This window comes from Nitrosopumilus sp. S6 (genome assembly GCF_054515815.1).
Genome location: NZ_JBTNRI010000002.1, coordinates 33,051 through 59,407, shown reverse-complemented (window position 1 = coordinate 59,407; position 26,357 = coordinate 33,051). Strand labels below are relative to the sequence as shown.

The following is a 26,357-nucleotide window of genomic DNA, read 5'->3' as shown; positions in this document are numbered from 1 at the left end:
AAATTCTCTAAAGAATTCATGGGATTTCTAAAGAAACTCAAAGACACTGCTGAAGCAGGTGTTGAAAAAGGAACAGACCTTGGCAAGAAAGGTGTTGAAAAAGGTACAGAACTTGGAACCAAAGGATATGAGGGAGCAAAAGATGCTGCCAAAAAAGGATACGATAAAGCTAAAGGCGACTAAATTCTTTTTTTAAAATTTATTTTCTTTTCCAAACAAATTGGTTGTAAATTAATTCTGGTCTAATTTGTCTAAATGGTTGTGAACCACCATCATACCATTTTGTAAAGTATTCATACAAATGCAATCTGAGTGATTGAATGTACACAATTAATCCTTCAATCATCATAATTCCCAAGTTACCTCCAATTATCATTGCCCATGCACCAATTGATTCTGCACCGCCCAATGATGAAAATGCATTATTTACTGTGAGTAACAGTGCTGCGTGCACCAATAACATAATTCCAAGTCGAGCATAACTGATTGTGTGAGCTAAACTTTCTACCGTTTTTCCAAGGAATACCTCCATTACTACATTTGCCGCCGAACCTCCATCTTCTGGATGTTTCTTTGCATGCAATATTCCTCCAACCATCATTAATGCCATAGATGCAATTACAATTACAACTGCAATTCTTGTAACAATCCATACTTGTGCCCATTCTCCTAAGAATATTGTAACCCATGGGACTGCTTCTGTGTGTACTTTGGAATACATGTTCATGACATCATATTGTGAACCAATTGCACACATCATGATAACTACAATACCGCCATAGAGTGTGATGTTTGGAATTGCTTCCATGTACATCACAATTTTATGACCTTCTTTAGCTAATCTCTTAATTCTAAGAACCATTGCCCAAACAAGATGAATAATTCCAATGAATAATGAAACTTTGAGAATATTGATTACTTGTTCAAATGTTAATTCTGCAACACTGAGAATACCTACAATCCAACTTACTGAATGTAATGCTCCTCCTTCTTCTAACAATCCTTCTAATGGTCCCATATGATCGAGATGGTAACCAAACGCTTCTCCTGCTCCTACACCTGCAATAGCTGCTGCTGCTCCAGAAATAGCAATTAACATTCCCCATCTGGAAAGATTACCTTGTCCTTTGAATTTGAATAACAATCCCATTGCCATCAACAATAAACCGTGACCCAAATCTGCAAACATCAGTCCGTAGAAAATTGGCCACATCAAGGCAATCATTGGTGTAGGGTCTGCTTCTCCTTTTCTTGGAATGCCCTGGCTTTCTGTAATTACTTCAAAAGTTCTAACGAATTTTTTGTTATCAAATAAAGTTGGAATTTGCTCTTTATGTTTAGGATCTGTAATTTCTTCAGTTAGTGAAGTCCATTGTTTTGTAATATTTTTGAACTTCTCTTCCATCTTACTTGGAATGAATCCTTGAATTACTGCAAAGTGTTTAGTTCCTCCTGGTTTTCTTAAAGTCTCAAGAACATCTTTTGCAACAAGTGCTTCTTCGTGTAATACAAGAATATCACGTCTAATCTTTTTCTTAATTCCTGCAATCTGCTTTGCAATTTGTGCCTGTTTTGCTGTAAGTTCTTTTAATTTTGCTTCAGCATTGGTATAGGCTTCTGATGGAATTTGTGACATGCCATCTGGAATGGAAAATGGATTTGCGTTAAAGCCTCTTAGTACTTTGAGTGCTTTTTCTGAATCGTCAATTCCACAAATTACTAGAATTGCAGCTTTGTCTTTACTTTCTAAATCATATTTGTAAAATGTAATACCTTCTAATGCTCTACTAATTTCTTCAAAGTCTTCAGAATTTATCACAAAGAGATTTGTATAGAAATATTTCATCAATCCAAATCCTGAAAGATCAATGTTGAGTTTCTTAGCAACTTCTAAAGTCTCTTTTAATGAACGATATTCTTCAATTCCTCTTTTTGTGTCTGCTTGTTCTTCTAGAAGCTTTGCTGGTTCGTCAATTATTGATGGAGCTCTCTTTTTGAGATCATTTACCATATCTTCAATTTCACCAATTTCATAATCCTTCTTTTTGATGATAGTTCCTTTGAACAAAATTTCTAAAATTCCTACAGTTGGTGGAACTCCTAGTCCTTTAATCACATCATCAATTGATTGGTAGGTTTTTTGTGCTTCTAACAGAAGATCATCGATTTCTGGTGTGACTAAGTCATTTTCAGTATCGATCTTATGAAACCATTCAAACTCTGTTAGTCTAGAAACTGCACTTGGAGACTCACTTCTTGGTAAAATTATGCTTCCAAGTTTTAGATCGGCTACTACCAAGATAATCCAACAGGAACTCCTTTGATTTTAATATCTTTCTGAAACGCAATTCCCAAACATTAAAATCTATTACGGATTTACGCGACTCATTGGCAAATTCTGCTTTAGAAACCACTATTAGCAAAATTCTTGAACAAACCGAGAAATCTGTCCTTTCAAATGTTGAATCTGCTTTAAATGAATCTCTCAAATCACTTGATGATTCTGTTCCTAAACTTGAACAAGAATTTGATAAAATTATTGCAGATGGAAAAAAAGAAGCCGATAAAATTGAAAAACAGATTATGGGAAGTGCCGATATTGAGGCTAGAAATAAACAATTAATCGCATTAGAAGATGCAGTCGATAAAGTATTTTCAAAAGCACTTGAACAAATTGCAAATGCTGATCGCAGTGGTGATTATTCTAATTTAATTAAAACAATGATTGAAGAAGCAACTCAAATTTTGGGAACTTCAGAAATTACAGTTGCTACAAATGCAAAAGACAAAGATGTAGTCCAATCAACTTTATCTCAATTCTCAGGAGCTGAAATGTCTTCTGATACAATTGATTGTCTTGGTGGCGTTGTTGTAAAATCAAAAGATGGTGCAATGACATTTGATAATACGATCGATGCAAGAATTGAACGTCTGAAGCCTTTAATAAGGAAAGAGATTGCATCCAAATTCGGGGTAGGAGAATAAGATGGCAGCTCAAGGTAGAATTGTTTGGGTAAGTGGTCCTGCAGTTAGGGCCGATGGTATGTCTGAAGCAAAGATGTACGAAACAGTAACTGTTGGAGATTCAAAATTAGTCGGTGAAGTAATTAGATTAACAGGAGATGTAGCATTTATCCAAGTTTATGAATCAACAAGTGGATTAAAACCAGGCGAACCTGTAGTTGGTACTGGAAACCCCCTTAGTGTTTTGTTAGGTCCTGGAATTATTGGACAACTTTATGATGGAATTCAAAGACCACTAAGAGCATTATCAGAAGCTTCTGGTTCCTTTATCGGAAGAGGTATTACAACTACTCCAGTTGACATGACCAAAAAGTATCACTTTGTTCCAACAGTTAGTAATGGTGATGAAGTTGCAGCAGGAAATGTAATTGGAACTGTACAAGAAACTGATCTTATTGAACACTCTATTATGGTTCCACCAGACCACAAAGGTGGAAAAATTGCAAACATTGTATCAGAAGGAGATTATGATTTAGAAACTGTATTGGCAACAACTGAGAGTGACGGTCAAAACGTTGAACTCAAAATGTATCACAGATGGCCTGTAAGAAAGCCACGTCCATACAAGAACAGATACGATCCAACAGTTCCACTACTTACTGGACAACGTGTAATTGATACATTCTTCCCAATTGCAAAAGGAGGAACAGGTTCAATTCCAGGAGCATTTGGAACAGGAAAGACAGTTACATTACACCAAATTGCAAAATGGGCAGATTCCCAAGTTGTAGTTTACATCGGTTGTGGTGAGAGAGGAAATGAAATGACAGAGGTACTTGTCGAGTTCCCACATCTCAAAGACCCACGTAGTGGAAAACCACTTATGGATAGAACTGTACTTGTTGCAAATACTAGTAACATGCCAGTAGCAGCAAGAGAAGCAAGTATCTACACTGGTGTAACAATTGCAGAATATTACAGAGATATGGGTAAAGACGTTGTACTTGTAGCAGATTCTACAAGCAGATGGGCAGAAGCACTCAGAGAAATGAGTGGTAGATTAGAAGAGATGCCTGCAGAAGAAGGTTATCCATCATATCTTGCATCAAGATTAGCGGAATTTTATGAAAGAGCAGGTCGTGTTAGAGCAGCAGGAAGTCCAGACCGTGATGGTTCTGTAACTTTGATTGGTGCTGTTTCACCATCTGGTGGTGACTTTACAGAACCAGTTACAACTCACACCATGAGATTTATCAAAACATTCTGGGCTTTGGATGCAAAGCTAGCATACTCTAGACACTATCCATCAATTAACTGGATGAACAGCTACTCTGGTTATCTTGCAGACATTGCAAAGTGGTGGGGAGAAAACATCAGCGAAGATTGGCTAAGTCTTAGAAGTGAAGTTTATGGTGTCTTACAAAGAGAAGATACACTAAAAGAAATTGTTAGACTCTTAGGACCTGAAGCACTTCCAGATGAAGAAAAATTGATTCTTGAAGTTGCAAGAATGGTAAAGATTGGTCTATTGCAACAAAACTCATTTGATGATGTTGACACTTATTGTAGTCCAGAGAAACAATACAAACTAATGAAATTACTAGTTGACTTTTACAAGAAAGGTCAACAAGCAATCAAGGAAGGAACTCCTTTGTCTGACATTCGTGCAATGAAAAGTATTACTTCACTTCTCAAAGCAAGAATGGATGTTAAAGACGATGAGATGCCAAAACTTGATCAACTAGAAAAAGACATGCAAGAAGAATTCAAATCAATTACAGGAGTGAAAGTATCAAATTGACAGCAGAAGGCGGAGTCCAATACAGTAAGATTGCAGAAATCAAAGGTCCTTTAGTTATTGTAGATGACGTTGAGAATGCAGCATTTGATGAATTAGTTGAAATTGAAACTACAGATGGTGAAAGAAGATTAGGTAAAGTTCTCGAAGTTGGAAACGGTAAAGCAATCGTCCAAGTTTTTGAGGGAACTACTGGATTATCAATTGCCGCAACAAATGCAAAGTTTGTAGGTAAAGTTATGGAAATGCCAGTTTCCAGAGAAGTACTTGGTAGAGTCTTTGATGGTTTAGGTAGACCAAAAGACGGACTACCAGATCCTATTGCTGATAAATTTATTGACATTAACGGTGAACCAATGAACCCAGAACAACGTGAATATCCAAAAGACTTCATTCAAACTGGTGTATCTGTTATTGATGGAATGATTACTCTAGTTAGAGGACAGAAACTTCCAATCTTTTCAGGTTCTGGTATGTCACACAATCTCTTAGCAGCCCAAATCGCAAGACAAGCAAGTGTAATTGGTACACAAGATGATTTCGCTGTAGTCTTTGCAGCAATTGGTGTGCAATACAGTGAAGCAGAATATTTCAGAAGAAGTCTTGAAGAATCTGGTGCTCTAAAAAGAAGTGTTCTTTTCTTAAACACAGCAGACGATCCTGCAATTGAGAGAATTATTACTCCTCGTGTTGCATTAACAGTTGCTGAATATTTGGCATTTGAATTAGGAATGCACGTTTTGGTAATTCTTACTGATATGACAAACTATGCAGAAGCACTCAGAGAGATTAGTGCAGCAAGAGAGGAAGTACCTGGAAGAAAAGGTTATCCTGGTTATCTTTACACTGACCTTTCAACAATTTATGAAAGAGCAGGAAAACTAAATGGAAAGAAAGGAAGTGTTACACAAGTTCCAATCTTGTCAATGCCTTCTGATGATATTACTCACCCAATTCCTGACCTTACTGGTTACATTACAGAAGGACAAATTGTACTTGGTAGAGATTTGTTCAGACAAGGAGTTTACCCACCAGTAAACATCTTGATGAGTCTCTCAAGACTGATGAAAGATGGTATTGGTGAAGGAAGTACCAGAGCAGATCATGGTGAAATTTCAAATCAGGTTTATGATGCATACTCTAGAGCACAAGAAGTTAGAGCACTTGCAGGAATTGTAGGTAAAGCAGGACTTACTGAAATTGACTTGAAATACATGGATGTAGGTGATGTCTTTGAAAATGAATTCCTTACACAAGCAACTGATGAGAATAGAACCATTGAAGAAACATTAGGTGTCTTGTGGAAGATTGTATCTAAACTACCAAAGAACGAAATTACAAAAATCAAAGATAAGTACGTAGACCAGTATTACAAGGAAGAGTAGCAAAATGTCATTTGGACAAAATGTTGCTGCTACAAAAATTGAACTTTTCAAATACAAAAAATCTAGTCAAGTAGCCGTAATGGTACAGAAAATTCTAGATGATAAGCGTAAAGTCCTTCTAAAAAACATTGAAGAGATGATTGAAGAAGCCTCTAAAGCAAGAGGTGGAATATGGGAACCACTCCAAGACATCTACAGTTCTGTTAACGAAGCATATTTGGCATTAGGTTCTTCAACTGTAGACTCTGTTGCTGAATCTACTCCTTCTGTTATGGAAGTAGAAGTTAATGTCAGAAGAGTTGTTGATGTAAAAATTCCTGCATTATCTGTAACTGAAAAAGATACAAAATCAATGCCATATGGCTTTGCTGATACAAACTCTTCAATTGATAGAGCAGCAAAACAGATCAAAGAACTTTTGCCAAAAATTTGTAAAGCAGCAGAATATGAAAATTCAATCTTTAGTCTTGCAAAAGCATTAGAGAAAACTCAGAAATTACTTAATGCCCTTGAAAATGTCATTATTCCTCAATATCAACAAAAAGTGAGATTTATCATCGCCACTCTTGAGGAAAGAGAAAGAGAAGAATTCGCAAAGTTAAAAAAAGTCAAGGCAAAGATGGAGAGTAGATAATAATGGGAAAAGAAGAAATCAAAAAAATAATTGAAGATTCTAAACGATCACTAGAAAGCGAGTATGAAAATTTTACAAAATCTGTAAAAGATGATCTCAACTCTTTCAAAAAGAAAGCACTAGAAAAAATATGATCCAATCTCACCATGATTTAAATATGGACTTTGAGGAGGCACATCATCCATGAAAACTATAGTCTTGTTACTTATGGCAGCAGCTGTAATTTCTATTTCAGGATCTACTAGTCTTGCTTATGCTGCAGAAGAAGGAGCAGCAGGAAGTTCAGACTCATTGAAAATTCTCGGTGCTGGTCTAGCATTCGGTCTTGCAGCATTTGGTGCTGGTATTGGTCTTGGTCAAGTAGGTGCAGCAGGTCTTGCAGTCATTAGTGAGAACCCAGCTTTACAATCTAAGGTGTTCATCTTCGTAGGTATGGTCGAATCAATCGCAATCTACGGTATAGTCATGATGTTTATCATCTTAGGACAATAGTCCTAAACAACATATTTTTCAATTTTTAAAATTTTTTAATAATATTTTAGCTGGTTTACATCTAACACTCTTGCACAATATCTGCATTTGAGAACAGTTCCTTCTTTGTCAATTACGTCCATAATGGATTCTATGTGCTCAGTACTGTTTGTAATGCAATCTGGATTTGAGCATCGAAATATTTTGTCAATCTCATTTGGCAGTGACACTCTTCTCTTTTCTACTAATTTGTAGTCCTTGATCATGTTGATAGTAGCTTTGGGTGCAATTACTGCAATCTTGTTGGTATCATCGTCTTTTAGAAACTTGTTTTCTACTTTGATGATGTCTTTTTTCTTAAATTTTCCACTTGGGACATTCAAGGCTATAGTAATTAGACTACCATCTTTGCCATCTATTCTCAAAGCATTGAGTACCTGAAGACCTTTACCTTCATCAATATGGTCAATTACAGTACCTTCCTTAATTCGTCGAACCATAAGTTCGGACTGTTCCATCAGAATACTTTGTATACCCACCTGTATATATCATTGAGAGAATGAACGAGTTCTACAAAAAAGACATAATCTCAATTAAGGACTTTGAGAAGGATCAACTTGAAAAAATCTTTGCATCTACTGATAAAATTATGCAATTGAATCCCTCAGATAGAAGAGAAATCTGTAAGGGAATGACATTGGCATATCTGTTCTATGAACCAAGTACTAGAACCCGTCTAAGTTTTGATTCTGCAATGGCATCAATTGGGGGAAATTCTTTGGGAATTGCTGATACAAATTCTTCATCAACTCAGAAAGGTGAAAGTTTGGCTGATACTGTTAGAATAATGTCGATTTATTCTGATGTTCTAGTTTTACGACATACGTTAGATGGCTCTAGTAGATTTGCAGCTGAAGTTTCAGACAAACCTGTAATCAATGCTGGTAGTGGAACTGAAGAGCATCCAACCCAAGCAATTCAAGATTTGTTTACAATTAAAAAAGAAAAGAAAAAGATTGATGGACTAAAGATTGGAATTGTTGGTGATCTAAAGTATGGCAGAACAGTTTACTCTTTGTTGTATGGATTGGGAAATTATGATGTTGATGTTCGTTTAATTTCTCCAGAATCACTAAGAATTAGATCTGATTCAACTTATGAAATCAAACAGAGATTAGACTATACTGAATCTACAAACATTGAAGAACACATTGATGATTTGGATGTTCTTTATGTAACAAGAATTCAAAAAGAGAGATTCCCTGATGAAGAAGAATATCTCAAAGTAAAGGGCAGCTATGTTGTGGGATTGGATTTGCTCAAACAAATGAAAGACGATAGCATAATTTTACATCCACTTCCAAGAATTGATGAAATCTCAACTGACATTGATAAAACTAAAAATGCAAAATACTTTGAGCAAGCTGAATATGGAAAATATACTCGTGCTGCATTATTGGGCTTGACATTAAACGAAAACGGCTTTTAGAATCCGTATTCCATATATCTAGAGACGTTTCAACAATGGTTATTGGCAGAAACTAAAGTAATTCCAATTTTTCCACTAGACTTGGTATTGTTTCCTAGACAAGAACTTCCTTTGAGAATCTTTGAGCCACGTTACAAGCAGTTAGTTGATGATTGTATGCTTGGAGATGGTCAATTTGGTGTTTGTCTAATTGATGAAACAAATTCAGTTAATGGTTGGAATTCTCCAAAGACAGTTGGTACTATTGCAAAAATTACAAAATGTGAAGACGTTGAAATGGATGGACTGCAACTTCACATTGAGACATTAGGAAGAAATTCATTTAAAATTAAAAAAATTATTCCTCCTTCAATTCCCCAGCCTGAAAACTATGACCCACTTTCAGTTGAGGGTCATCAACAAATCTCTGAGATACATGAAAAAATTGGAACTGAAGCAAAAATGTACATTCAAGCTGAAGTTGAATTGATTCCTGAAATTGATGAGGACCTTTCTATAGAGACATGGCAAAATCTTGTTGAATTATGGAAAAAGAAAATTATCAAACAAGCATTACCCCAAGTAGTTGAACCACATTCTTTACATCATGTTTTAGAACAATACTATCTTACAACTGATACTCCTACAATTGATTACATCTATTCCCTTTCGGCACTTGGAGCAAAAGATCCTAATGATCTACAACCAATCTTGGAGGCTACAACAATGGCTGAATTAATTCAAAAAGTTGAAGAATTACTCACAGTAAAATAGCCCCAAGTAAGATTTGAGATGATGTCGATTACAAAGTTTTCAATATTGGCATTAGCAGCCTGTTTGTTGTTTCCAGCAAGTAGTGTATATGGCCATGGATTGGGAATTGATACCATATCATCAGTAAATGTTGCTGGAAAAGAAATCTCAATTTCAGTAGAGATGCCAATGTACTTTGAAAACGAACAAGAACAAATTACAATTACTGCAACTGATAAAGAAACAGACGAACCTGCAAAAAATGTTACATTTCTCATTGGATTATTCCATAGCAATGAGATGATTTTTAGAAATTATTTTTTCACAGAAAATGGTGTTTTACCAATAAAGATTTCATCACAACAAGGATATGAAAATTTTGTAATTAGTGGAGAACAAGACTCTCTTTTGGGAGCATATCATGGAACTGAATCATCTCCAATTGAGATTGCTGGTCCTGTTTTTGATTCAGGTGGACTGTACACTTTTGAAATTGAAGTTAGAACCATTGATGAGCCCACCAACATCATAGAAGACTCAGGTGTATATCGTGCTGATTTGAGTATTGTAGAAACTAGCTCTCATCCTCAAAAAGATGCTGAAGGAAATGACGTAGAATTTAAAATGAAGTCCTATTTTGATAAAATTTCAAATTTTCAATATGATCCTGTAGCAAAAAAAGTAACTTTTGAGATGCCTTTTGACTGGGGTGAGAGTAGCATGTCTCATGTCTCAGTTATACATGAAGAAGTACATTTTCCAAAAGATTTTGTTGAATTTTTAGCTCCTAGTTATTCTGGATATGCAAATGGAATTGAATTATTCAAATCTTCAGTTTCAGTTGATGATTATACAGAAGATCATGAAAGAATAGTTCATTTTGTTTTGTTGCAAGATCATCTTAGATTTTTGAAAAATGAAATGAAGAAATCAGACGAACCATTACCTGATAATATTTTATTCACTTTATCTACTAGTGAAAAAACTGCCTTTCCATTAGAAGCTTATACAAAAAGTGAAGAGTTCAAAGTTAATTTGTCATGGGATCCTGCAGATCTTGAACCAGGAGTTGACACAAATTTTGTTTTTACTATTAGAGATGCAAGAACAAATGAACCATTAAGAAACTCTGATTACACATTTGTAATTATTCAAAATGGACAAGAAATACATCGTGTATCTGGAGTAGCACAAGTTGGTGGTGAATTTGAAAAATATACGTTTGCTGAAGACCAGACAGGACCTACAATAATTAAATTTGAAAACATACGAAACACAGGACAAGAAACTGAATTTGGAATGGTTGTTGCACCTGAATTTGGTACTATTGCATTACTTGTATTGATAATTTCTATTACATCTGTAATCTTTGTTACAAGAAAAAATTCATTTAGATTGCAACAAGTCTAACAGTATCCATGTTTTTGTTTATCTGAAAATCTTTTGTCATGGTAGAAACTTTTTCTGCATCCCCATCTATTACAAAAAGCTCCATACATTTTTCTTTGTCAATTTTACTGTGAAGATGTGTTGTAATTAGATCCTCAAAGTTATGAGTTATCCCTGAAACAACATGATCAAATTCATCGTTGTGTACCACCAAAAGAATTGCATGAATGTTGCCAGACAAATCTGATTTTTGTTTTTCTTCTGAAACAAATGCTCTAATTCCTGCTCTAATTGCCTCAGACCTACCTGAGAATCCCATACTTGATTGCAGTTTGTCTAATTCTGATAGAATCTCATCATTTAGGGAGATTGAGACTATTGGCATATGCCTAATGTTATTAATTATCTTATAAGTTTAGCAATTAATATTATTAAGATTTTATAGATTTATTAATAAAATTTTGATGAACTGTACGTGAACAGACAAACCAAACTTGCGATAGTTGCTATAGCCATAGTGATTCCATTAAGCTCACTTGCAGTCTATGGAACCGCCCCAAATATCAATTCAACATCTTCTGAAAATTCAAAGCTACAAGTTATTTCATCATTTAATCCGTTACATGAATTTGCACAAAATGTAGGACAGGACAAAGTTGATGCCATATTACTTGTTCCAGTTGGAGTTGAACCTCATGATTGGGAACCAACGATAAAAGATGTACAAAAAATGCAAACATCTGATATGATAATTATTAATGGAATTGGTTTTGAAAACTGGGTTGAGAAACTTGAAGAGAATAACTATCAAGGGATTATAGTTGATACAAGTAATGGAATTTTAGTAAAAGAATTTGAGGAAGATGACCATGCAGATGAACATGGTCATGAATCAGGAGATCCTCATATTTGGTTAAATCCAGTTTATGCAAAAATTCAGGTTCAAAATATTGCAGATGCGTTTTCAAACCATGATCCAGAAAATCAACAATACTATCAATCCAATGCAGAATCATACATTCAAGAACTGGATTTATTAGATTCTCAAATTCGAAATGATTTGTCTAATTGTAGTTCTGATTTTATTGCATTTCATGATGCTTTTTCCTATTTTGCTGATGAATATAATTTGCATCAACATACAATCATTTCTTCAACTGATTCACATGGGGAAGCTACTGCAAAAACATTAGAAAATGTAATTTCAACTGCCAAAGAACATGATATCAAAATAATTTTTAGTGAAGAAACAGTTGATACCAGAACTTCTGAAACCATTGCACATGAAATCGGTGGCAAAGTTTTGGTATTGTCTCCATTAGAAGTTGCATCTGAAGGAACATACATTTCCAAAATGAAACAAAATCTTGAAAATCTGCAGGAGGCCTTGTGTTGAAAGCAGTTGAGATTAGTAATCTTTCAGTTCAGTATCCAGATGTAAAAGCCCTTGATGACGTTAGTTTTGTGGTTAATCAAGGTGATTTTCTAGGCATAATTGGACCAAATGGTGCTGGAAAATCCACTCTTTTTGATTGCATGCTCGGACTCAATACAAAATACAAAGGAGAAATCAAATTTTTTGGTAAAGATATTAAAAATTCCAAAAACCATCTTAGAGAAATTGGTTACGTACCTCAAAAACCAATCTTTGAAAAAAACTTTCCTGCCACTGTTAGTGATGTTGTTAGAATGGGATTAAGGAATGAATCTGATGAAAACAAAATTAATGAAATTTTACAACAGTTGTGGATACATGAACTTCGTAATAGAAGAATAGGGGAATTGTCTGGAGGACAATTACAACGAGTCTTTATTGCAAAGGCTTTGATACATAATCCTAAAATTTTGATTTTAGATGAACCTGTAACTGGAATTGATCAACAAAGTATAGAATTATTCTATAGTATCTTACGTGAACTAAATTCTAAACAAAAGATTACCATTATTTGGTCTTCTCATGACTTGGATGCAGTAAATCAACTGGCTAACCATGTTGCTTGTTTGAATAGAACTTTATTTTTCCATGGTGAGTCTGAAAAATTCTTTTCTGATGACGAACTTGTCAAACAATATTCTGAAGCATCGATGCAGGAGCATATGCATCATCATTAATCATGTCTTTTGAAATTCTAGCCTATAGTTTTATGCATAGAGCATTAATTTCTGGAATTGCTATAGCAATTCTTTGTTCAGTTGTAGGATTATTTTTAGTTCTTAGACGATATTCTTTGTTTGGTGATGCAATTGCACATTCATCTTTTGGTGGAATTGCATTAGGTCTTTTGGCAGGAGTTTATCCATTATGGACAGCTTATGGTGTTTCTATTCTTAGTGCATTAATTATTACAAGAATAAAAGACCGATTCAATATCTCTGGTGATGCATCAATTGCAGTGCTCTTGTCTTCAGGCATAGCAGTTGGGCTCGTAATTATCGGATTATCTGGTGGATTTACTATTGATATCTTCAGTTTTCTCTTTGGCAGTATTCTGCTTGTTAGTGTTGATGATACAGTTTTGGTACTTGCACTTACTGGTGCAATTCTAATTGTGATATTGGTGTTGTATAGGCAGCTTCTTTATTCAACATTTAATGAAGAACAAGCTAAAGTTAGCGGAATTCCTGTAGAGAAAATAAATTATCTGATAGTCTTTATGGCAGGAATTACCGTTGTCACTTCAATTCAACTTGTTGGTGTTTTACTAATTTCAGCTCTGTTTGTAATTCCAAATGTTTCAGCAATAATGTATGGAAAAGGATTCAAACAAACTGCAATTATTTCTATGAGTTTTTCAATTTTTTCGGTAGTTACAGGAATTCTAGTCTCATATGTTTTTGATATTACTCCTGCTGGAACAATTGTTCTAATTTCAATTGGGTTACTTGCAGGTACTATGGGAATAAAATCTGCTGGATTACTTTCTAAGAATTAATCAAATCATTTAATCTTCTTTTATCATGAATGTTCTTCACATAAAACAAAGATGCAGCAATAATTCCTAATGCAATTAGTGGTGATGCAAGTTCTGTATACTTTAATTCAACTTTTTCTGATGACTGAATCTGTGATGAAATAACTGGAATCTCTGTCATCTTTATTGTACCTATTTTACTTGCTTGTTGTTCTACAAACCAAACATTGTTGTCTCCATCTGATGTCATGAATTGCACAAAAGATGTTTCAGAAGGTACTGGAATCTCCATCAAATTATTATTGTCAGGATCATACACTCCGATACTATCTATCGTATGTTGAGCAAACCACACATTTCCATATCTATCAAATGTCATTCCAAATGGTAATGCTTCATCATTAGGCACGGAAATTCTTTCAAATGTCTCTAAAACTGGGTTAAATCTAGTAATTGCCAAGCCTGCGTGCTCTGCAATCCAAATATTTCCATCATCATCAAAGAGTAATGCTTCAGGTGCTTGTAATGGAGGATCATTTGAAAATTGAGTAATATGATTATCTTTTGGATCAATGTATCCGATGTTGCCTGTGCCTGTTGTTGTAAACCACACATTTCCATCTTCATCAAGTTCTAAAGCAAATGGCAAGTTCTCTTTTCCTGGAAGAACAATTTCTTCAAATTCATCCTTCTCTGGTATGTATTTTACAATTCTGTCTTTGTTGACAACTGTAACCCAAATGTTCCCATCAAAGTCTGCTTTTATGAAAAGCGGAGTATTATCTGAAATAACAGGATCAAGTTTTGGAATTGTTTTTGTTGTGATCTCCTTTGTTTGAGGATCTATGAATCCAATTTGGTTTCTAGGTGTATCTACAAACCAAATTTTACCATCTCTGTCTTGCGTTAGAAACGTGGTAGTTATTCCATCAAATGAATATGACATAAATTCTTGAGTTTCAAGTGAAAATTCCCACAAACGTGGAGCTGATGCATCGCTTATCCAAAGTGAATCTCGTCCATCATATAATGGGAAGAGTGGTTTTGATTCTTCTGGTAGTTCGTATTCGATAATTTGTGTCTGGATATCTGTTAGTTTTGGCTTTACTAGTAACTTCAAAAGCTTTGATTCATTTGCATTTTCAGTTCTTTGCGCCTCAACTTCGACTAGCCATTCTCCTGAAAACCCAAATGTTAATTCTCCTTGGAACTCTATTGGTCTATTCTCGTCTTGTTTTACAATCTTCATTGGAACTTGTATTGGCGAGATGTTCTTTGATGGATTTGATACCTTGACTTTAAGCTGGTTTGAGTCATAAAGCGGGTTTCCTTCAAAGTCACTAACCTTTACTAGAATTGTGTTTGAACCACTTGAAAATGGTGAAATGTCAATGTCAAATTTTGCATTTTCGGTAAACTCTAGTGTTTTAAAACCATAAACAAACTCTTGTGCATCAATTTTTTGAATTTCACCTGCAGGTAATGTTCCATTAATGATTAGTGAAACAACTCCTAAGAGTAGGATTCCTAACACCACATCTACTTTGAGTGATTTTTTTAATTTTTTATGAACAGAAATTTTTCCTGATTGAAGATTTTTCTCAGCATTCTTTTGTAACCTGAATTGGAAAAATCCTCCAAATGCAATCATTACTGCTGCAATGGAAATCTTTAGAATGATTAATTGACCATAAACTGATTCAGTAATCAATCCAATATCGCTTTCTAGGAACCACATTAACGTTGGACCTGTGATTATTACAACTCCTATTGCGATGATAAATGCAATTGAGAATCGAGGAATCATCAACAGACTCATCTTTTCTCGTTGAGATTCTTTTAATTGAGAAAATGTTGGAAGTAAAATAAATGCAAAGTAGATAATTCCACCTATCCAAACCCCTGAAACTAAGTTGTGAATATAATCAAGTATCAATGCTGGGGTGTGACCACTAGCAGCTCCGTGTCCAATCAAACTTGAAGTTGCAATTAATGCAAGTATTACTCCTAACATTGGAATTTGATTCTTTTTTGATAGGGATTTGCTTCTGTCAAGGCCAAACCAAATACCTAGTAGAATTATTGTAATGCTCATTCTCATAATCCATGTTATTCCAAAATCTGTTTGAATTGCATCAAGTGGGGAAACTCCTAGTCTTACGCTTTGTACTGCAATCATCAAAATATTTGAGATGAAAATTAAAACAAGTCCAATTCCTGTAATTGACATAAATTTTCCATGATGGAAGTTTCCAATCTTGTCTAATTCTTCTCTAATTAGCTGTTTGTTTTGGGTTCCCCAAATTATGAGAGATGCAATAACTGCTCCTAAAACAATTGTTTGACCTACTAGTCCTGGAAATCTTGCACCTGCTTCAGGTAAGAATACAAGCTCTGATGATCTTTCAACATCTAATAAAGAAGGATCAATTACAACATCCCCTACAGCAAACAAGAATGCATCTGGAACAAGATGTCCGTCTACTTTGGATAGAACTTTGGTTGATACAGTATAAACTCCGTCTTCTAATGGCGGTGTTGTAATGATAAGAGATAGTTCTCCTTCATAATATGCTGTATCTTTATTGTCTATCTGATTTCCATTTGTATCAAATACTTTGAGCTCACTAAAGTTAATGTCAATTGGTTCTGAAAAATATACAATAACTTCTGTTGTTCCAGCAGGAGCATTAGATGTTAAACTTGGAATAGTTTCTTCAGTAAATGGATGTGCTGCTGCAAATGGAATTGAAATAAATGATATCATCAATAAGGCAATCAGAAACTTTTGCATTTACTCTTCAGATCATTATTCATAATTTAAACAGTTTTTATGAATTCGAACTTTGTACCAATTCACGTAAAGATAATAACGTGTAATTATGAAATGATAGCAGTGAAAATCGCAGTTTTTGGTATTATTGGTTTATTGTTCTCAATAGGAATGATTGCTCCATCATTTGCCCATACTACTGTCCATGTTGAGCAATATGAAATTGAAGCAGGTTGGGTAATTGAACCTCCTGTTGTTGGAATTAGAAATGATTTCATGCTAAAAGTTATTGAACGTGGAGAAAAAGAAGGTGCATTTACAGGCGTTACAAGTGCTTTCAAAAATGTTGATGTGACTGCTATGTTTGGCGGTGCAACAAAGAAAATTGATGTCAATTCTGACCCTCGACCTGGATATTATTTCTCACCAGTTATCCCTACTAAAACTGGAACATACATGATAGAACTCAAAGGAGAAATCAGAGGGGTTCCTGTTGATATTAAAATCCCAATTGAAGATGTAGAGCCAACTGCTGTCCTAGATTTTCCTCCAGCAAAAGGTGAAGGAGCTGCTGATGTAGCTTCTTTAAAGACTGCAGTTTCATCATTACAACAAGACGTTTCTAAACTAAAGTCTGGTGAAACTGAAGTAACATCAGATGGTGGAGCTGCATATGACTTTGCAATATTTGCATTATCAATTGCAGGAGCAGCTATAATCTTAGCGATAATTGCTTTAGTAAAAAGAAAATAGAAAAAGAGGATTCCTAAAATCTTGGAATTACTCTAGATTTTGCAGTTACTGCTACAATACTTATGATTGCAACAGTTAGTACCATCATTACAATTGTACCAAATTCTGGAACAACTTTAGCAGTTGCAACTGTACCTGTTGGTCCAGTCCAGTCTGCTTCAGCACCTGGTGGTCCAATTCCTAGAGAAACTATTTCTACATCAATTGGATTATCATCAGAACCAAGTGCATCAATTTGATGAGTTGCTGTTGACTCCATTGCATGTTGTCCAGTTTCTTTTAGAACTACTTCACCACCTTGTGTTGCAGTAATGTCATAGTTGACGTGTAATTCGCTGAATGTAAGTTCAATTTGTGTTCCACCCATTACTTGTGAATCTGCAATTGAAACCATTAATTCACCGCCATCGTCACTAGCTCCTTCCGCTTCTGCTATTATCGTACCTTGCATCCAAGGATGTACCATACAGAAGTAAGGATATTCACCTGCTTCAGTTGGACTCCATTCAAATGAACCTCCAGCCATTAACAAACTAGTATCAAAGATACCATCTGGTCCGTCATCTGGGGTTCCTGAAGTGTATGTGTGTGCTGCAGTGTCAGTGTTTGACATGATTACAGTACCTCCAACAGCTACTGTTGCAGTAGTTGGAAGGTAACATCCGTCTGCAGTTTCTTCACAACCTGGTGCACCAGAACCATCTGCTGGTACGATTGTGACTTCTGGATGATCTGCATATGCAGCTGGTGTTGTTGCAACTAATCCAGCTACCATAGCAAATAATACGAAGAGAGAGCAAATTGCTATAGTCTTCATTAAACAGTTTACTTAGTCGGATACATAAAAACCTCACTGGAATTTTCAGATATAGAATCTAGTTTTTTCTAAATTGGTACAACTTTAGAATTCCAAATACAGGAATCCCGACATACATTCCAAGATTTAGTAGTACTACGGAGATACCATAACCCAACATTTCTTGCTCTGAATCAATATCTACATGATTTAGCAATGATAATGATGATAACATCGGAGTTAGTGTTACTTTCATAACTTCCTTGAAAAATGGTTGTTCTCTTTCAAAGTCTGCAACTGCAGGTGAGAATGAATAATAGAATTGATTAAAAGTTGTCATAAACGCAATTCCTGAATTTGTTTTTAGAACTGTATTGTCTCTAAGCTCTCTTAGTTGTTGTACTTGTGGTGCTAGTTCTGAGCCAAATGTTGCGGTTGCAATAAGACAACCACCACTTTCTCCATCTGGTTTCTCATCTTCTGGTGGTGTGATTGGTTGTGCATTTGCTTCACCTACTTGAATATCAAAAGATACTGTTTCTCTTGGAATTGGTTGGAATAAGATTCCTTCAACTTCAAAGTCCATTGAATATACTCCTTCACCAAGATTGAACTCTATTGGAATTTTAACAGAACCAAGTGAAGTGTGTGTGAGTGGAATTGGGCCAAATACAGTCTCACCATCTTTTGAAACAGCTACTGTATAGTCAATATGTTCCTGAACTTTTTGAGTTTGTGGATTGATAAAATCTATGTTAATCTTAGTTTGAACACCAGGTTCAATTGCATCATATGTTAATTTTACATCCAAAGTGTTTTTGTCTGTAGGTAATGTTTGAGTTTCAGCAAATGCTGGAACCATTAAAAGTGGAACAAGAAGTAAAGCAAAAAGAAATTTCATATTATATTTTTAAAAAATGATAAATAAAAATCGTACTCTATTTTCTTAAAAAAAATCACGCATAGAAATGCTATGCCAGCTTTAAATATGGAATTAACATAATTTGATTATTGTATAACAAGTTTGCATTATTCATTACAATTATTGGAATTTTTACAATACCTGCAATAATCCCTGATGTCTTTGGACATGGTCTTGGTGGAGATCAAGCAGAACCAATATCCTTTGGTGGTATGGAGGTAACTGTTAGTACACAACTAAGTCCATCTGATATTACTGTTGGTGAAATTGATAATGCAAATATGCAAATTCGTTTCTTTGATACTTTGACTGATACTAATCTTGACAAAGTAACCTATAGAGTAGAAGTATGGCATAGTGGTGAACTTTTAGCTAGAAATTTGTTTTATGACTTAGATGGAAGATTAGATGTAAAACTTACGCCAAAAGCTGATTGTAATAAAGATAATTTACATCAATGTACTGTTTATTATGGTTCAGAACATGTTAGTGCCCCTGGTGCTCTGTTTGTCTATGGTACGGAATGTAATGACAATAACTTGGATATGTGTGCAAGACCTGGAATCACAGGGCCAATCTTCTTAGAAGGTGGATTGTATCAAATTCGGGTAGATATTGAAGCTGCTACTAGTCCTAGAACCGTATTGGCAAATTTACTAAGCTATGAAACTTTTGTTAGTGTTGCACAAGATCAAAACTTTCTGATCCAAACTGCTAATGCAGACATTCCTGTTGTTGTCAAAACATACTATGACAAGGTTGATAATTTCAAATTTGATCAATCAGATAATTCTATTTCATTTGACATGCCGTTTGATTGGACTCCAGAGTATGTTGATTTAGTTCAGGTAGTCCATGAAGAAGTTAGAGTACCAAAAACATTTACACCATATGCAGAAGGTAAACAGTTCAAAGGATATGTCAATGGTGTAGAGATTGATCAAAGAGCATTACTAAATGATCCATATTCATATGATGATACCAACATTGTTCATTTTCTAATTACTAACCAAGAATTACAAAGAATTAACGAAACATTAGGTGAATCCAATTATGACAACCCAAAAATGGATTTGAAACTGGTACCACTTAGTGCAGTAGAAAAACAATCAACTGAATTTTATCTTGTAGATACAACAAACTATGAACCTGTCCCAACAACTGTTAACATCTCATGGGATGGAAATTATGGTGCAGGCGATGAAATTCCTTTTGAGATTACTTTCTTTGATGAAAACAGAGATCTTATTCGAGACATGAGATATGTTGTATCATTTATTGATAAAAATGATAAAGTGCTAGAGACATTTGCAGGTGATAATCCTCAAATGCCAGGAATCATAGCCACTGAGGGAATAGACATAAAGAAAATCTATGTTCCATCTCAAGGAGTTTATAGAATTGATGTTAGAGCTTTAGGTACCGGCTTAGCTTATGATGAAACCTATGCTGGAATTGGTTCAGGAATTATCGAACTTGGACCTAGCTTAGGAAAGACTACACCAGGACTAGAAACACAACCACCTGCAGCAATACCTGCATGGATTAAGAACAACGCAGAATGGTGGGCTGATGGACAAATAGATGATGGTTCCTTTGTACAAGGAATTCAATATTTGATTAAAGAAGATATTCTGAAAATTCCTCCAACCTCTCAAGGTCAAGGTATTGGTTCTAATGAAATTCCAGCATGGATAAAGAACAATGCAGGATGGTGGGCAGAAGGTGCTATTGATGATGATTCTTTCATTCAAGGAATTCAATTCTTGATTAAAGAAGGAATCATGAAAGTTCAATCATAGGTTTTTAAATAAATTCAGTCAAGTGATAGTGTAATGAAAGACATCAATGATATCATGCCAAAAATTCCTAACATGAGATGGGGAGCTTTGATGAACCAACCTCCAACCAATGATAAAGTTGAAGAAATGAACAAAATTTTCCCAAGTAATGGTAAATGGCATACTATCTTTGAAGAAAAAGACTCAGTTACAATTGACGGAAAAGAAATTCGTAAAAAAGATCCAAACAAGTGGACATAATTTGAAAAATCTGTTTCTGCTATTTTTACTACCATTGTTGTTTGTATTTGCATTTGACAGTGCATTTGGTCATGGTGTGGGAAGTGAAACATTTCCTCCTGTAGATCTTAATGGAAAACAAGTAACTGTTGAGGTTTCTTCATCTCAAAGTGATCCTGAAACAGATGATGATCAACAAATTTCTATTTCACTGATTGATTTTGATTCTAAAATCACTTTACGTGATGTCACTTTTCACATAAAAGCTGAAAAAGGAAGCCAATTTCTTTTTGAACAAGAATTCAAAGCAGATAATGGTTTTCTAGTATTCAATTTTGTTTCTGAAGAAACTGATTCTATTATTATTGAGGAAGAAAGTGGAAGCAATGTCTTTGGTTCCTTGTTGGGATTAGATAGTAGACTAATCCATGTAAAGGGTCCAAAGCTCAGTGAAGGTGGATTATACAAATTTGATATTAGTATACTCACTGCTGATGGCTATTCAAAAACACTTGAAGAACCATTGATATTCAATGCAGGAATTTCAATTGCTCAAACATCTAGACATGATTTTGTTGATCCAAATTTTGGAGACCAGAATATTCATGTAGTCACCTATTATGACGAAATTTCTAACTTTGAATATGACCCTAATTCAAAAGAAATTAGCTACTCTATGCCTTTTGAATGGAGTTATACGAATATCAATCAAACATCAGTTGTACATGAAGAACTAGTTATTCCAAAAACCTTTGGTGATTTACTTGTGTCTGGATTTACCATGTTTGTTAATGGAGTTCAATTATCTGATGATGTGACTACAATAGATGATTTCTTTTCTGATGGACGTATTGTTCATTTCATTATTTACCAAAAAGAATTAGTCAATATTCTTGAAAATGGTGCAAATGATAATGGTATGAATTTTGTAATTAAACCAGACAGAGACTATCCTCATTTGAGTTCAGTTACTGAAAATGGACAATTTAGAATTCTTGTGTCTTGGGAACCAGAAAATCTCAAATCTGGTTCAAATGCAAAAATAATCTTTGATGTAACTGATGTTTTCTTAAAAAACAAACCTGTTTCAACAAATTATGACTTCTCTGTTACTCAAAACAACAAAGTAATTTATCAACAAAGTGGAGTTAGTACTGATTCAAGAGAAGAACATAATGTAGCAGAGTTTATGATTCCACAAGATGTTTCAGGAATTGCTCATCTGAATTTTTATAATTTGGATAATAATGATCTTGCTAGAACAACTATTCCAATTGTTATTGATAGAATAACATCTCAAAAAGAAATCACAATTCCTGATTGGATTAGAAACAACGCATTATGGTGGTCTGAAGAACAAATTGATGATAATACTTTTGTTCAAGGAATTGAATATCTAATTAAAAATAACATCATTGTAATTCCTCCAACACAACAAGAAGATTCAGATTCTAAAGAAATTCCCTCATGGATTAGAAATAACGCATCTTGGTGGGCTGCAGGACAGATAGATGATCAAACATTTGTTCAGGGATTAGAATTTTTGATTCAGAAAGGAATTATTCGTGTCTAATTGAGATGATTTAGGAATGTATGTAATTTCAAAATTCTCATTGTTGTTATTTACATTTTTAGTTTTATCCTTATTTTTTACACAATATTCTTTTGCAGATGTATTTGTTCCATTACATGAATATCTAGGATATTTTGATTCTAATGGAATCTATACTGTAGTAGGAAATGTAAAAAATGAAAATACTTTTGCAGTGGTTCCAACAATTACTGTTTCTGTAAATGATAATTCAAAAACAATTGCAAACACAATTCAACATGTTCCTCTAGCTGCTGGAACAGAAATTCCATTTAAGATAAAATTCCCTGAAGTAAAATCAAACATTCCAGTCCTCATTAATCCTGAATTAACATATGAAAAAACAATTACTCGTGAAGTTCCAATCCAAATAATTTATGATAAGACACTAATCAAACATGATGATGGTCATATTTCTGGAAGAATACAAAACACTGGAAACGAAACAATACATTTTCCAAAAATTTTTGCAGTTGTTCATGGATATGAAAATGTCTTAGATATTGCACAAAATATTGAATACATTGAAAAAATTGAACCTGGAGAAATTCTAGACTTTACAATGTATCCTGATCCATCAATAACTGAGGATATTTTTTACTATAGTTGTTTTGCACCAGTTGACACCACTGTAATTCCTGTAACTGCAAAGAAGAATGGTGGTGATTTTGATTTTAGATACGATTCAGGTGCATGGTACTCAGCTGCAAAGTTTGATGAATCTGGTACAACAATGACAATTAAAGGATACAATAGTTACCCCTTGGAGACTTATGCTAATTTTGAATTCTCTCCAATTTCTGGGAATGAAAAGTTCTCTGTTACACTTAATGATGAACCTATAGAATTTATTCAAAGCATAGATGATATGGGATTTTGGCATGTTGCATTTACAGTTGAGCCTCAGTCTCAAGGAATTTTGAAAATTTCAGGCTTTGAAAAAGGATTGCCTCCAGAACTTCCTATAGTTCCTGTGTGGATAAAACAAAATGCTGATTGGTGGACAACTCAACAAATTACAGATTCAGAATTTCTTGAAGGAATAGATTTTCTTTTTGAGAAACAAATTGTATTTGTCCCAACACGTGAGGTAGTTCCAGAATCCCAATGGAAAATTCCTGATTGGGTAAAAATCCCTGCAAGTTGGTGGTATGAAGAAAAAATTTCAGATGATCAATTTCTAAGTATAATTGAAAATCTTGTTCAGCGAAAGATAATTGTAATTTAGCTAAAACATTTGACAAATAATTCATAATTTAATTGAAAAATCTTATTATACAAATTTCATTCAAGCTAAATAACTAATGCTACCATTAAGAGATGAAAACCCTCATCCACCAGGATTCAAACCAAAAATTACAATTGGATTAATCATACTAAATGTTGTAATCTTTCTCTATGAAGTAGCTATCACTGGTCAATTTTGGGAGTTTTCAAACCAAAATGCTGCATTCATGTTTTTTGAATGGGGTGCAGTTCCTAGCTGTATTACTGGTTTTTCATCAATGATTCAACCAGGAATTGCTTGTCCTGACACTCCATACTTTTCATTATTTAGTTCAATGTTCATGCATGGTGGTTTAATGCACTTGGGTGGTAACATGTTGTTTTTGTGGATCTTCGGTGACAACATTGAACTAAAGTTTGGCAAAGCAAAATTTCTTTTAATTTATCTTGCATGGGGAGTTGGTGCAGGTCTAGCTCACATTGTAATTGATCCTACAAGTTCTATTCCTGCAGTTGGTGCATCTGGAGCCATATCTGGTATACTTGGTGCATATTTGGCAATGTTCCCAAGAGTTCGAATTACAACATTTCTCATGTTAGGATTTTTCTGGAGAATGATGCACATTCAAGCAAAATGGTTCTTACCATTTTGGTTAGTCTTTCAGAATCTATTACCATTTTTCATAGGTGGCTTTGGTGTTGCAGGTGGTGGTGTTGCATACATGGCACACATTGGAGGATTTGTAATTGGATTTGCAACAGGATATCTCTACAAAAAGACACACAGTTCTGAATACACTTATGGTACTCGATACGGATACCGACCAGACTATTGAAAGCATAAATTCCTGACTCTAGTTTGTGTTTTCATGCCATTGATTACAGTGTCAATGTATCCTGGAAGAACTCAGGAACAAAAAGACGAATACGCAAAAGCAATCACAAAATCAGCAGTGGATATTCTAAAAACAAAAGAAAACCACGTTATTGTTGTTTTTGAAGACAATCCAAAAGAAAATTGGTTTTTGGCTGGAAACCAACTTTAATTATTTTTTAAAAAAACTTTGACTGGATAATTCCTGCCAGTCGCAGGTATGACATACACACTATGGTCGGTATGATTCTATTAGAACAACTTTGCATAAGAAGAAAATGGTACATTTTGCGATTGTACCATTAGTTTATCCTTTTATTGTCATTTGATTATTGATTTGCAATGAAAGCTGCAGTTGTACAATTCAAAGCATCAACAAACAAAGAAACTAATCTAAAGAAAATTATTTCATACATTGAAAAGGCAGCTTCTAAAAATGCAACGCTATGTGCATTTCCAGAATTTATGATGTTTTATACAAATTCTTCCCAAACACCAAAGCAACTTGCATCTATGGCTGAAACCATTACTGGAAACTTTGTAAAAACTATTGCAAAGACTGCCAAAGAAAATCATATCCAAGTTATAGGTTCATTTTATGAAAAAAGTAGAAAAAAAGATAGAGTCTATGATACTTCGTTTGTAATTGACAAATCTGGTAAAGTAATCTCTATGTATAGAAAAATTCATCTCTATGATGCGTTAGGTTTTAGAGAATCAGACAAGATGGCATCAGGCTCTAAAATTGCAAAGCCTGTAAAGACAACTCTGGGAAAAGTTGGAATGATGATATGTTATGACTTGCGTTTTCCAGAAATGTCACGCTCACTTGCAGCTGCAGGTTCTGAAATACTAGTTGCACCATCAGCTTGGGTAAAAGGTAACATGAAAGAAGAACATTGGATTACAATTAACAAGACACGTGCAATTGAAAATGGTTGTTATGTCATTGCACCTGATCAAGTTGGTAACATTTACTGTGGAAGAAGTCTAGTCGTTGATCCATATGGAAAAATTTTACTTGATATGAAAAAGAAACAAGGAATAGGATATGTCAATATTGATTTGAATAAAGTAAAACAAACACGCAAAGTCTTACCATTACTAAAGAACAGAAGAACAGATGTTTATCCTACTTTGAAGGCTTGACTCTACTTTTACAATTAAAGTTAGAGCATTGTTTAGTCCATTTTTGTTTTCGTGAATAACGAAAAATTACCATTGGCCATTTACAAACATCACAAGGACTCTTTGTTGCTCTAAGTTTTGCCTTTTGTAGTAATGGTGATGAAGCTTTGCATCCACCATAAAAGTTAGAACAACCCATGAATCGTTTTCTTGTTGTTCTTGAACGAATCACCATCAGTTCCCCCACTTTACATTGAGGGCATGAGACCAACCCATTTTTTGGAGAGTTTGTTCCAAGAATCATGTATTTTTTGTCTTTTGATGACCAAGACAGATACCCATTACTATCTAAATATTGGACAATTTCTTTTTTGAAGATGTTTGTCTTTGACTTTGTAGTTTTAACTGAATGTCTTACAACGGTCTTTTTGATCTGTATGGTTTGAAGTTTCTTTGTTGGCATGTTCTATGTTGAATTTACTAAAACGATTTTTATAG

Annotated in this window: 28 protein-coding genes; 21 read left to right on the top strand and 7 right to left on the bottom strand. The window is 34.5% G+C overall.

Annotated elements, in window-relative coordinates; genetic code table 11:
• Positions 1-18: 18 nt before the first annotated feature.
• Complete coding sequence (locus ACX12B_RS01670) at positions 19-183, top strand: hypothetical protein (RefSeq protein WP_459352325.1); 165 nt, start codon at positions 19-21, stop codon at positions 181-183.
• A 16-nt stretch (positions 184-199) separates the two neighbouring features.
• Here ACX12B_RS01670 and ACX12B_RS01665 read toward each other — a convergent pair whose 3' ends face one another.
• Positions 200-2,299: a V-type ATP synthase subunit I gene (locus ACX12B_RS01665; RefSeq protein ID WP_459352324.1), complete on the bottom strand. Its 2,100-nt coding sequence runs from the start codon at positions 2,297-2,299 to the stop codon at positions 200-202.
• A gap of 89 nt (positions 2,300-2,388) precedes the next feature.
• Between ACX12B_RS01665 and ACX12B_RS01660 the strand changes: the two genes are divergently transcribed.
• From ACX12B_RS01660 to ACX12B_RS01635, 6 genes are read left to right on the top strand one after another with little or no spacing between them, the layout of a single operon-like run.
• Positions 2,389-2,985, top strand: a complete 597-nt coding sequence (locus ACX12B_RS01660) for a V-type ATP synthase subunit E (RefSeq protein WP_459352323.1) — start codon at positions 2,389-2,391, stop codon at positions 2,983-2,985.
• Between the two features lies 1 nt (position 2,986).
• Positions 2,987-4,765: a V-type ATP synthase subunit A gene (locus tag ACX12B_RS01655; RefSeq protein WP_459352322.1), complete on the top strand. Its 1,779-nt coding sequence runs from the start codon at positions 2,987-2,989 to the stop codon at positions 4,763-4,765.
• Positions 4,762-6,147 (top strand): V-type ATP synthase subunit B, encoded by a 1,386-nt coding sequence (locus ACX12B_RS01650; RefSeq protein WP_459352321.1) that lies wholly within the window; start codon positions 4,762-4,764, stop codon positions 6,145-6,147. Before ACX12B_RS01655 ends, ACX12B_RS01650 begins: the two co-directional genes overlap by 4 nt.
• Before the next feature lie 4 nt (positions 6,148-6,151).
• Entirely contained in the window at positions 6,152-6,781 is a 630-nt protein-coding gene (locus ACX12B_RS01645; RefSeq protein WP_459352320.1) for a V-type ATP synthase subunit D, read from the top strand.
• A gap of 2 nt (positions 6,782-6,783) precedes the next feature.
• On the top strand, positions 6,784-6,915 hold the full coding sequence (locus tag ACX12B_RS01640; RefSeq protein ID WP_459352319.1) for a hypothetical protein: 132 nt from the start codon (positions 6,784-6,786) through the stop codon (positions 6,913-6,915).
• 49 nt (positions 6,916-6,964) lie between these two features.
• Complete coding sequence (locus ACX12B_RS01635) at positions 6,965-7,273, top strand: ATP synthase subunit C (protein WP_459352318.1); 309 nt, start codon at positions 6,965-6,967, stop codon at positions 7,271-7,273.
• A 35-nt stretch (positions 7,274-7,308) separates the two neighbouring features.
• On the opposite strand, the gene pyrI is transcribed toward ACX12B_RS01635, so the two are convergent.
• Positions 7,309-7,770, bottom strand: coding sequence for an aspartate carbamoyltransferase regulatory subunit (gene pyrI / locus ACX12B_RS01630; RefSeq protein WP_459352317.1), 462 nt, complete (start codon positions 7,768-7,770; stop codon positions 7,309-7,311).
• Positions 7,771-7,811: 41 nt separating this feature from the next.
• On the opposite strand from pyrI, the gene pyrB reads away from it, so the two are divergent.
• The 3 genes from pyrB to ACX12B_RS01615 are packed head-to-tail and all read left to right on the top strand — an operon-like array spanning position 7,812 to position 10,883.
• Positions 7,812-8,741 carry an aspartate carbamoyltransferase gene (gene pyrB / locus ACX12B_RS01625; RefSeq protein WP_459352316.1) on the top strand — a complete coding sequence of 310 codons (930 nt, stop codon included), beginning with the start codon at positions 7,812-7,814 and terminating at the stop codon, positions 8,739-8,741.
• A 42-nt stretch (positions 8,742-8,783) separates the two neighbouring features.
• The gene (locus ACX12B_RS01620) at positions 8,784-9,494 is read left to right on the top strand and encodes an LON peptidase substrate-binding domain-containing protein (protein ID WP_459352315.1); all 711 of its coding nucleotides are present in this window, start codon (positions 8,784-8,786) and stop codon (positions 9,492-9,494) included.
• Between the two features lie 18 nt (positions 9,495-9,512).
• The gene (locus ACX12B_RS01615; protein ID WP_459352314.1) at positions 9,513-10,883 is read left to right on the top strand and encodes a PEFG-CTERM sorting domain-containing protein; all 1,371 of its coding nucleotides are present in this window, start codon (positions 9,513-9,515) and stop codon (positions 10,881-10,883) included.
• Here ACX12B_RS01615 and ACX12B_RS01610 read toward each other — a convergent pair.
• The gene (locus tag ACX12B_RS01610) at positions 10,864-11,247 is read right to left on the bottom strand and encodes a CopG family ribbon-helix-helix protein (RefSeq protein ID WP_014964020.1); all 384 of its coding nucleotides are present in this window, start codon (positions 11,245-11,247) and stop codon (positions 10,864-10,866) included. The genes ACX12B_RS01615 and ACX12B_RS01610 overlap by 20 nt on opposite strands.
• Before the next feature lie 90 nt (positions 11,248-11,337).
• Here ACX12B_RS01610 and ACX12B_RS01605 point away from each other — a divergent pair, with 90 nt between their 5' ends.
• The 3 genes from ACX12B_RS01605 to ACX12B_RS01595 are packed head-to-tail and all read left to right on the top strand — an operon-like array spanning position 11,338 to position 13,795.
• On the top strand, positions 11,338-12,258 hold the full coding sequence (locus ACX12B_RS01605; protein WP_459352313.1) for a metal ABC transporter substrate-binding protein: 921 nt from the start codon (positions 11,338-11,340) through the stop codon (positions 12,256-12,258).
• The gene (locus tag ACX12B_RS01600; protein WP_459352312.1) at positions 12,252-12,974 is read left to right on the top strand and encodes a metal ABC transporter ATP-binding protein; all 723 of its coding nucleotides are present in this window, start codon (positions 12,252-12,254) and stop codon (positions 12,972-12,974) included. The genes ACX12B_RS01605 and ACX12B_RS01600 overlap by 7 nt, the downstream gene beginning before the upstream one ends.
• 32 nt (positions 12,975-13,006) lie before the next feature.
• Positions 13,007-13,795, top strand: a complete 789-nt coding sequence (locus tag ACX12B_RS01595) for a metal ABC transporter permease (protein WP_459352494.1) — start codon at positions 13,007-13,009, stop codon at positions 13,793-13,795.
• On the opposite strand, the gene ACX12B_RS01590 is transcribed toward ACX12B_RS01595, so the two are convergent.
• Positions 13,785-16,568, bottom strand: coding sequence for a copper resistance CopC/CopD family protein (locus tag ACX12B_RS01590; RefSeq protein ID WP_459352311.1), 2,784 nt, complete (start codon positions 16,566-16,568; stop codon positions 13,785-13,787). The genes ACX12B_RS01595 and ACX12B_RS01590 overlap by 11 nt on opposite strands.
• 93 nt (positions 16,569-16,661) lie before the next feature.
• Between ACX12B_RS01590 and ACX12B_RS01585 the strand changes: the two genes are divergently transcribed.
• On the top strand, positions 16,662-17,300 hold the full coding sequence (locus ACX12B_RS01585) for a hypothetical protein (RefSeq protein WP_459352310.1): 639 nt from the start codon (positions 16,662-16,664) through the stop codon (positions 17,298-17,300).
• Positions 17,301-17,313: 13 nt separating this feature from the next.
• Here the strand turns inward: ACX12B_RS01585 and ACX12B_RS01580 are convergent, their stop codons facing one another.
• Both ACX12B_RS01580 and ACX12B_RS01575 read right to left on the bottom strand, forming a co-directional pair.
• Positions 17,314-18,117 (bottom strand): PEFG-CTERM sorting domain-containing protein, encoded by an 804-nt coding sequence (locus tag ACX12B_RS01580; RefSeq protein ID WP_459352309.1) that lies wholly within the window; start codon positions 18,115-18,117, stop codon positions 17,314-17,316.
• Between the two features lie 58 nt (positions 18,118-18,175).
• On the bottom strand, positions 18,176-18,997 hold the full coding sequence (locus ACX12B_RS01575; RefSeq protein WP_459352308.1) for a CFI-box-CTERM domain-containing protein: 822 nt from the start codon (positions 18,995-18,997) through the stop codon (positions 18,176-18,178).
• Positions 18,998-19,107: 110 nt separating this feature from the next.
• Between ACX12B_RS01575 and ACX12B_RS01570 the strand changes: the two genes are divergently transcribed.
• The 7 genes from ACX12B_RS01570 to ACX12B_RS01540 all read left to right on the top strand — a co-directional run bounded on the left by ACX12B_RS01570 (position 19,108) and on the right by ACX12B_RS01540 (position 25,880).
• Positions 19,108-20,820, top strand: a complete 1,713-nt coding sequence (locus ACX12B_RS01570; RefSeq protein ID WP_459352307.1) for a peptidase — start codon at positions 19,108-19,110, stop codon at positions 20,818-20,820.
• Between the two features lie 33 nt (positions 20,821-20,853).
• Positions 20,854-21,060 carry a hypothetical protein gene (locus ACX12B_RS01565; RefSeq protein ID WP_459352306.1) on the top strand — a complete coding sequence of 69 codons (207 nt, stop codon included), beginning with the start codon at positions 20,854-20,856 and terminating at the stop codon, positions 21,058-21,060.
• Positions 20,969-22,612: a peptidase gene (locus ACX12B_RS01560; protein ID WP_459352305.1), complete on the top strand. Its 1,644-nt coding sequence runs from the start codon at positions 20,969-20,971 to the stop codon at positions 22,610-22,612. The genes ACX12B_RS01565 and ACX12B_RS01560 overlap by 92 nt, the downstream gene beginning before the upstream one ends.
• Before the next feature lie 16 nt (positions 22,613-22,628).
• On the top strand, positions 22,629-23,858 hold the full coding sequence (locus tag ACX12B_RS01555) for a peptidase (protein WP_459352304.1): 1,230 nt from the start codon (positions 22,629-22,631) through the stop codon (positions 23,856-23,858).
• Between the two features lie 76 nt (positions 23,859-23,934).
• Positions 23,935-24,693 (top strand): rhomboid family intramembrane serine protease, encoded by a 759-nt coding sequence (locus ACX12B_RS01550; protein WP_459352303.1) that lies wholly within the window; start codon positions 23,935-23,937, stop codon positions 24,691-24,693.
• Positions 24,694-24,726: 33 nt separating this feature from the next.
• Positions 24,727-24,903 (top strand): tautomerase family protein, encoded by a 177-nt coding sequence (locus ACX12B_RS01545; protein WP_297441393.1) that lies wholly within the window; start codon positions 24,727-24,729, stop codon positions 24,901-24,903.
• 170 nt (positions 24,904-25,073) lie between these two features.
• Positions 25,074-25,880 (top strand): carbon-nitrogen hydrolase family protein, encoded by an 807-nt coding sequence (locus ACX12B_RS01540; RefSeq protein ID WP_459352302.1) that lies wholly within the window; start codon positions 25,074-25,076, stop codon positions 25,878-25,880.
• Here the strand turns inward: ACX12B_RS01540 and ACX12B_RS01535 are convergent.
• On the bottom strand, positions 25,864-26,322 hold the full coding sequence (locus ACX12B_RS01535) for a DNA topoisomerase (protein WP_459352301.1): 459 nt from the start codon (positions 26,320-26,322) through the stop codon (positions 25,864-25,866). The two genes, ACX12B_RS01540 and ACX12B_RS01535, sit on opposite strands and share 17 nt — an antisense overlap.
• Positions 26,323-26,357: the final 35 nt, after the last annotated feature.

Excerpts from the sequence above, each read along its gene's own strand:
- ACX12B_RS01670 (WP_459352325.1), top strand. The coding sequence starts at position 19 with ATGGGATTTCTAAAGAAACTCAAAGACACTGCTGAAGCAGGTGTTGAA.
- ACX12B_RS01655 (WP_459352322.1), top strand. The coding sequence starts at position 2,987 with ATGGCAGCTCAAGGTAGAATTGTTTGGGTAAGTGGTCCTGCAGTTAGG.
- ACX12B_RS01645 (WP_459352320.1), top strand. The coding sequence starts at position 6,152 with ATGTCATTTGGACAAAATGTTGCTGCTACAAAAATTGAACTTTTCAAA.
- ACX12B_RS01640 (WP_459352319.1), top strand. The coding sequence starts at position 6,784 with ATGGGAAAAGAAGAAATCAAAAAAATAATTGAAGATTCTAAACGATCA.
- ACX12B_RS01635 (WP_459352318.1), top strand. The coding sequence starts at position 6,965 with ATGAAAACTATAGTCTTGTTACTTATGGCAGCAGCTGTAATTTCTATT.
- pyrI (WP_459352317.1), bottom strand. The coding sequence starts at position 7,770 with ATGGAACAGTCCGAACTTATGGTTCGACGAATTAAGGAAGGTACTGTA.
- pyrB (WP_459352316.1), top strand. The coding sequence starts at position 7,812 with ATGAACGAGTTCTACAAAAAAGACATAATCTCAATTAAGGACTTTGAG.
- ACX12B_RS01615 (WP_459352314.1), top strand. The coding sequence starts at position 9,513 with ATGATGTCGATTACAAAGTTTTCAATATTGGCATTAGCAGCCTGTTTG.
- ACX12B_RS01610 (WP_014964020.1), bottom strand. The coding sequence starts at position 11,247 with ATGCCAATAGTCTCAATCTCCCTAAATGATGAGATTCTATCAGAATTA.
- ACX12B_RS01595 (WP_459352494.1), top strand. The coding sequence starts at position 13,007 with ATGCATAGAGCATTAATTTCTGGAATTGCTATAGCAATTCTTTGTTCA.
- ACX12B_RS01590 (WP_459352311.1), bottom strand. The coding sequence starts at position 16,568 with ATGCAAAAGTTTCTGATTGCCTTATTGATGATATCATTTATTTCAATT.
- ACX12B_RS01585 (WP_459352310.1), top strand. The coding sequence starts at position 16,662 with ATGATAGCAGTGAAAATCGCAGTTTTTGGTATTATTGGTTTATTGTTC.
- ACX12B_RS01580 (WP_459352309.1), bottom strand. The coding sequence starts at position 18,117 with ATGAAGACTATAGCAATTTGCTCTCTCTTCGTATTATTTGCTATGGTA.
- ACX12B_RS01575 (WP_459352308.1), bottom strand. The coding sequence starts at position 18,997 with ATGAAATTTCTTTTTGCTTTACTTCTTGTTCCACTTTTAATGGTTCCA.
- ACX12B_RS01565 (WP_459352306.1), top strand. The coding sequence starts at position 20,854 with ATGAAAGACATCAATGATATCATGCCAAAAATTCCTAACATGAGATGG.
- ACX12B_RS01560 (WP_459352305.1), top strand. The coding sequence starts at position 20,969 with ATGGTAAATGGCATACTATCTTTGAAGAAAAAGACTCAGTTACAATTG.
- ACX12B_RS01555 (WP_459352304.1), top strand. The coding sequence starts at position 22,629 with ATGTATGTAATTTCAAAATTCTCATTGTTGTTATTTACATTTTTAGTT.
- ACX12B_RS01550 (WP_459352303.1), top strand. The coding sequence starts at position 23,935 with ATGCTACCATTAAGAGATGAAAACCCTCATCCACCAGGATTCAAACCA.
- ACX12B_RS01545 (WP_297441393.1), top strand. The coding sequence starts at position 24,727 with ATGCCATTGATTACAGTGTCAATGTATCCTGGAAGAACTCAGGAACAA.
- ACX12B_RS01540 (WP_459352302.1), top strand. The coding sequence starts at position 25,074 with ATGAAAGCTGCAGTTGTACAATTCAAAGCATCAACAAACAAAGAAACT.
- ACX12B_RS01535 (WP_459352301.1), bottom strand. The coding sequence starts at position 26,322 with ATGCCAACAAAGAAACTTCAAACCATACAGATCAAAAAGACCGTTGTA.